At 44.4% G+C, this 6,995-nt stretch carries 5 protein-coding genes; 1 reads left to right on the top strand and 4 read right to left on the bottom strand.

All coding sequences use genetic code 11. The annotated features are described in order from the left end of the window. Positions 1–128 precede the first annotated feature (128 nt). The 4 genes from NXS07_RS00625 to NXS07_RS00610 form a co-directional block, all read right to left on the bottom strand. Positions 129–482, bottom strand: coding sequence for a YfiM family lipoprotein (locus NXS07_RS00625; protein WP_172664688.1), 354 nt, complete (start codon positions 480–482; stop codon positions 129–131). A gap of 119 nt (positions 483–601) precedes the next feature. Continuing rightward, the gene (pssA, locus tag NXS07_RS00620) at positions 602–1,960 is read right to left on the bottom strand and encodes a CDP-diacylglycerol--serine O-phosphatidyltransferase (protein WP_258085970.1); all 1,359 of its coding nucleotides are present in this window, start codon (positions 1,958–1,960) and stop codon (positions 602–604) included. Positions 1,961–2,122: 162 nt separating this feature from the next. Next, a complete protein-coding gene (locus NXS07_RS00615) occupies positions 2,123–4,765 on the bottom strand; it encodes a bifunctional acetate--CoA ligase family protein/GNAT family N-acetyltransferase (RefSeq protein WP_038201302.1) in 2,643 nt (880 codons plus the stop codon). Between the two features lie 90 nt (positions 4,766–4,855). Beyond that, positions 4,856–5,563, bottom strand: coding sequence for a tRNA-uridine aminocarboxypropyltransferase (locus NXS07_RS00610; RefSeq protein WP_038225786.1), 708 nt, complete (start codon positions 5,561–5,563; stop codon positions 4,856–4,858). 134 nt (positions 5,564–5,697) lie between these two features. On the opposite strand from NXS07_RS00610, the gene NXS07_RS00605 reads away from it, so the two are divergent. Further along, a complete protein-coding gene (locus NXS07_RS00605; RefSeq protein ID WP_038201299.1) occupies positions 5,698–6,720 on the top strand; it encodes a tRNA/rRNA methyltransferase in 1,023 nt (340 codons plus the stop codon). The last annotated feature ends 275 nt before the right edge of the window (positions 6,721–6,995 follow it).

Here is a 6,995-nt window from a genome sequence, read left to right as displayed (position 1 = left end):
GCAGTGAAACGCCGTAGCGCCGATGGTAGTGTGGGGTCTCCCCATGTGAGAGTAGGGCACTGCCAGACACCTATTTAGCCAGAGAAGCCACCCCACCGGGTGGCTTTTTTGCGTTTGGAGCATAAAAATCATTTCAAAGACTGATACAAACTATAGCCAGCCATTGCTCCGGCGACATCATAAACAAAATCCTGCCAACTCCAGCCTGTTCCTGGTGGACGACTATCATAAAATTCTTTCGCTGCACCAAAGCTAATAGACAGGAGTAGGCCAAACTGTGCACTTTCCCGATGTGTCCAATTTTGACGTTCCCCATAAGCATTACCCGCAGCCGCCATAGCTGCAGAAAATAGAAAATGTTGAGCTTTATCTTTACCTGTCCAAATATCGTTGGCCTGATACATATTGGAACACGCGGTTGTAAATAGGAGAGGAAAGATTACCAATACATTTTTTATTATATTTATGACGGGTTTTATCATTGTGATTTACGCCATGATGTATATTTCTGTAAATCATAGCTTGTTGATAAATAAGATACAAAAAATCCCCTCTAGCGATAGCGAGAAGGGATTGATGAACCGATAATTATTTATGTATTTTACAGTATGCGGCTAATTAATCGGTCGACTCGGATGCGGCGTAAACGGCGTATCAGTTTGCGAACCTTGACCGGATAGAGCTGTATACTTTCCAGCTCCTGATAATCATTGATAATTTTTGTATGAGTACGAATGCAGTCCAGCTCTAACGTGCGTTGTTCTTGCATTTCCTGATAAGGGTCGTGAATGAGAATAGCATTCTCTAGATCTAGTCCCCATGCTCGTGGATTGAGATTATTGCCGGTAATTAATTGCCATTTGTTATCAACCCAGATCCCTTTTAAGTGATAAGTATTATCTGAATCTTTCCATAGCCGAATGGTTAATTGCTGGCTATCGATAAAGTATTGCAGCCGGCTAGTAAAACGACGTAGATTAATTTCATACAGATAAGGTAATGCCCCGATGATCCTAAATGGTTCTTCCGGTGGAATGTAAAAATCATTGGCTGTTTTGTCTCCAATGATAATCTCAACCTGTTTTCCTTGTCGGAGCAATCGTGATATTGCGCGCACCAGAACCGCCGGTAAATTGAAATAAGGTGTGCAGATGACCAATTTATTTTCAGTACTGGAGATCAGGTGGCATATCGTTTTATTCAGCAGATTTTTTTTACCTAATCCGACAAGAGGCGTGACTGCCAATTCCTCATTTGAAGCCTGATTCTCAATGCTGTATTCAACACTGCGTAATGAAGCACGGAACTGTCGAATCAAATTTTTAATTTCAAGACTACGAGGGCGACTGTGACTGGCTAAATTTTTTACGGCACCGGCGGTAAGAATATTATCATCAATAAACTGCTTCATAATAGCGGCGAGTTTTGCATTATGCAGCAAATGGTAACGGTCATAACGATATTTTTCATGGCGATGCAGATAGACATCATTAATACTGGCACCGCTATAAATTACCGTATCATCAAAGATAAAGCCTTTTAGATGCAAAACCCCCAGTGCTTCGCGGGTATTCACCGGAACGCCTAGAACGGAAATGTTGGCATCAGGGTAGCTTTCGGCCATGGAACAATACCAATCTGCATTTGTTGCCGCTGCTTCTGCGCCGATACGGCCACGTTGAGCACGATGCCAGTCAACGAGAATTTTGATATCCAGCTCAGGGCGTTTTTGTTTGGCGACATACAGAGCACTCATAATATCTCGCCCTGCGTCGTCATTTTCTAAATATAAGGCGGCGATATAAATATATTTTTCAGCGTTCGCAATGTGTTCCAGTAAGGTGCTGCGGAACACTTTTGATTGATAAAGTGTCTTAATGTCAGCAACTGACTGCGGTAATTTAGGCAGTTGTGCAAGGTGTTGTTGGTGTTTTGCTCGTTTAAATTTAGACAACATCACAGTGCGTTTTTTCTCTTAGTTTGGATGGTTGGAGTTCCATCATCAGGTGTATGAATCAAAATGATCTGGCGATAATACCATTAGTTTGGTTAATTGTGAGTATGAATTAACTCTCAAGTGTTGATTGCTTTAAGTCTGTGCAATCTATCACGAAAGCGAGGATTAAAGTCTTAGTACAAGATTGACAACGCCGTCTTCTAATTGAATATCAATAGTAAATCCCAGTTTCTTCGCAAGTTGAATCATATTACGGTTTTCTGGCATGGTAATGGCGGTCAGCATCTGGATACCATGGCCTCTTGTATAATGGATCAATTTAGTCATGAGCTGATAGCCTAACGTAATACCCTTCAAATCTGATCGAATTAATACAGCAAATTCTGCTTCGATATTATCGGGATCGGCCATCGCTCGGGCGACACCAATAATTTCTGGTGTAGTTGCTGCATGACGAATTGCGACGAATGCCATTTCACGGTCATAATCAATTTGAGTCATATTGGCGAGATCATCATGGGTGAATTCGCTGATCTCACTGAAATAGCGGTAATAGAGATCTTCTTTTGTTACCTGACTAATAAATGTCTTCAACAGGGGTTCGTCTTCCGGCAAGATTGGGCGCAGCAGACATTCAAAATCTTTTTTGAGATAAATAGTTTCTTCCAATTCATTGGGATAAGGTCGGATCGCGAGTTTATTGTGAGGATCACCTGTTACTGGCGTTAATTCCATTGCAACGTCCAATAAAGTGAATTCACTACCTGATGCCAGCAGTGGATGAATGTTCATACGAGAGATCTGTGGGCAGTCAATCAGAAGATTGGATACTCTGACCAATAATTGACTGAGTGCAGGAATATCCAGTGGCAGCAGCGAGCCACCGGATTTTATTTTGCCGCCCTTAATCGCTTGAATCACCAAATAACGGGCCAGCGCCATATTCAGGGGAGGCAGGGCGACAGCAGTCTGCGTTTCATTAATCCAATCGATACCCCCTTCTCCAAGCATGATTAAGGGGCCGAATATCTCATCTTGCTCAATGGCTACCCTCAGTTCTTGAGCGCCAGCACGGTTAGCCATGCTCTGCACCAATAAGCCATGAATTCTGGCCTGGGGGAAGTTCTGTTTAACGCGGTCAATAATCGCTTGTGCTGAGGTTTTTACCTCATCAGAATTGCGCAGATAGAGCATTACCCCCTGAACTTCTGATTTATGGGAAATATCGGGGGAACGTAGTTTCAATGCGACCGGATAGCCAATCTTTTCGGCGATATTGACTGCATCATCGCTGGTATATGCGATCCATGTCGGTAAGGTATTTAAGCCGTAGGCTTCAAGAATAGGCTGCACTTCGTGGGTATCTAATAGCGTATTTCCGCTATTAAGGGCTTGCTGGATACACTCATGAGCGTGTGCAGTATTTGATGTAATGCCGATTGGCATAGCGGGGGTTTCTTTGAGTTGCTTTTGGTTGCGCTGATATTCCACCATATGCATGAAAGCCGTGATCGCACCTTCTGGTGTGCGGTAGGTGGGAATACCCGCTTCACTGAATAAACGCCTCGCTTCCAGAGAAGAATACTCCCCGCACCAATTGGTAAAGATTGTCAGCCACTTCCCGCGTGGATGTTCCTTAATAATCTGAATGACTTTGATTGCAGTATTCATACTATGGGAGATGGCGCAGGGTGAATGGATTAACAACAAAGCATCATAATCATGGCTATCGAGCAGGAGTTTAAGTGCGGCAATATATTGTTCGGATGAAGAATCATCACCGAGATCCAGAGGGTTACGCAGGATCAGGGTATCGGGGAGAATAGCAGACAATTTATTGCTAGTTTCGTCTCCTAACACTGCAAGTTTGCCGGTTCTCCTGAGTAGCTCATCCAGCGCCATAGCCGCAGGTGCTGAACCGTTACTGACGATCAATAGGCGTTCCCCGCGCAGTGGCCGCATAAAACTTAATGTTTCCACCGCAGAAAACATTTCATGCGTATCCTGTACCCGCAACAATCCAGCACGTTGAATCGCAGCGTCATAAGCCGCATCGAAATTCTGTTGTTCTCCCAATAATTCCTGAGCTTTGCGGGTGCGGCTGCTTTTTACAACCAGAATGGGTTTATTGCGCGAAGCGCTGCGTGAGGCTGACAGAAAACGACGGGCATCACTGATATGTTCAAGGTGTAGCAGAATCGCACTGGTTTTGCTGTCTCGCGCCAGAAAATCGAGGAGATCGTCAATATCGATATCAACACTGTCGCCCAATGCAATGAAATAGGAAAAACCAATATTACGGTGGTTGGCCCAATCCAGAATGGTATTGGATATTGCTGCTGACTGTGAGATGAAAGCCAGTTTGCCCTTGAGGATAGGAATAGGGGAAAAACTGGCATTCAGCCCGATCCATGGAGCCAGAATACCGAGGCTGTTAGGTCCCAGCATGCGGATGTGATGTTTTTGGCTGAACTGTTTCAATTCGGCAAACTGTGAAGGCGGTGAGGAGAGAATAATAACCGTTTTGCATCCTCGTTGCGCCAATTGTTCCAGCAAAGATAGGTTACGGCTGTGATGAGTGCATATCACGGCTAAATCCGGCGTCAGTGGTAATTTATCAATAGAGGGATAAGCCAGTACTCCGAGAATAGCTGTTTTATTCGGCGTCACAGGAAGAATTGGGCCAGTAAAATGCCCCATTAGCAGATTCCGCATCAACATGGAGCTAGCTTTCTCTGGTTTTTCAGAAGCACCAATCACTGCGATGGATTTTGGGTGTAATAATGCTTCCAGTCCGCGCTGACTCATTTCTGGGGTTCCTCATTAGTTATCACATCAATAAACAATCACCCTTGATTAAACAATTACTATGAATAACTTTAGCCACCATCAGACACTTTAGCGGGGATTGTCAAGAATTACTGTGATTGACTCCTCTTGACGATGAGGTTTCCCAGCCAGATATTGTTCACGAAAATGATTGAAATGGCTGAGTAGTGTTTGTGATGCCTCAAGGTCATTAGCCAGCTCAAGTGCAGCTGCTGCGACTTCGGCAGTACAATGCTGTTCTTTTCTGGATGGTATCCGCAGTAAATAATCCATTTTGGCGCAATTATTGATAGATAATAGGGGGATATCGTCCAAATATGGGCTTTTTCGAAACATTTTCCTTGCTTCTGGCCAAGTGCCATCCAATATAATGAATAGCGGCGCCTTCTGGTTATCAGGGAGTTGCTGATATACAGTACGGGGAGGTGTGGCATAACTCTCAGGGAAGATCAAATAGGGCTGTCGAGTTGGGTCGCGCAGCGCTTCAAGCATTCGTTGATCAGGCTCGGTTCTTGACCAGAGAAAAGCGTGTGTATCGGGCAGAATATCGGCAATCAACTTTCCCGTATTGCTGGGCTTCATTGGCTCAGTATCAAACATGATGAGACAGAAGCGGCTAGTCGCGTTTACTGGTGAAATTGTTTCACATAGGCAGCTTTTTTGGGGTAATAAACAATGCAGGCAACGCTGCACTCGGCAGCCCCTTGCCTGAAAGGGACGGGTAGAGCGGGCTAGACGCTGTTGGCGAAGTTGATAAACGGTGTTGTTATTTCTCATTTAGGAACTCAAACATGTTTGTGAATAAAGCCGATAAAAAATTAGCGGGTATTTTAATGGATTGTCGTTGCCAGAGGTAGCTTCGGGCGCGTACATCGGGTAATCTGCGCGCCATAACGCAGTTGGAGAAATGAATGAACGATTCCTATAGTGGTAAAAATGGCAAAGTCAAAGTGATGTATGTCCGTAGTGAGGACAACAATGACCGCCGCAGCAACAATGACAGTCGTAATAACAATAAACGCCCGTCGTCTGGTAAGGGACGCGATCAGGGGGGGCGGCGTCGTGATAATGAACGTCCAGAGTATTCAGGTGATCGTTCTCCTTGGAAAACAGTCTCCCGCCCGGTAGAAGAATCCTTGACGCCTGATCATGGCGGTATCAGCGGTAAAAGCCAGATTGATCCTGAACAGCTTCGCCGTCAGCGGCTGGAAGAGACTCGGATCTATGGTGAAAATGCCTGTCAGGCGATGTTCCAGAACCGTCCAGAAGCCATTGTCCGAGCTTGGTTTGTCCAATCAGTGACACCTCGTTTTCGTGATGCTTTGAAATGGATGGCGGCAAATCGCAAGGCTTACCATGTGGTTGATGATGAAGAGTTAGTTAAGGCATCAGGCACTGAGCATCATGGTGGCGTATGCTTCCTGATTAAAAAGCGTAATGGGCTGGATGTAGAAACTTATTTGCAGCAAGCACCAGCAAAAGACTGTGTTCTGGCATTGGAAAATGTGGGCAATCCGCACAACCTTGGGGCAATTATGCGCAGTTGCGCTCATTTTGGCGTGCAGGGCGTGATATTACAGGATGTGGCGATGCTGGAATCGGGTGCGGCTGTTCGTACTGCTGAAGGTGGGGCGGAGCACATCAAAGGTATTGATGCTGATGGTTTCACAACGACGTTGAACCAATTCCGCTGTGCAGGTTATACCATTGTGACCACCTCAAGCCATAAGGGAAGCACAACGCTAGCCAAAGCGGATCTTCCGGAAAAAATGGTTTTGGTCTTGGGTCAGGAAAGTGATGGTTTGAGTGACAGTACCTGGGAAGATGGTGATATCCGTCTCTCGATTGGTGGCACGGGTCGAGTAGAAAGCCTGAACGTTTCTGTCGCAACAGGTATTATGCTGGCGGAATGGTGGCGCCAGAATAAAGCCTGATACAGAGATTAAAGTACCTTAATAAGGCTCTGGTTATTTAACCAGAGCCTTTATTTTACCACTAATTCATTAAAATTATTTCTATTAAAAATTTTATGAAATATTTTACTGATGTAATTAAATATAAAATTTATAATATCGTTCTTTAATTATAAAGATATTGCGTTTTATAACTGCAAAATTTTAAACAGTATATCTAAAAAAACCATGCCATTTACATGGTTAATCTGGTCGTTACTTATCTTCTGCCCCATTCTTTAGTAAAATTTCATTTA

The organism is Xenorhabdus bovienii, from assembly GCF_024721015.1.
Classification (GTDB): Bacteria; Pseudomonadota; Gammaproteobacteria; order Enterobacterales; family Enterobacteriaceae; genus Xenorhabdus; species Xenorhabdus bovienii.
The sequence above is the reverse complement of the archived record's forward strand: the minus strand, read 5'-3'. Positions and strand labels throughout refer to the sequence as shown.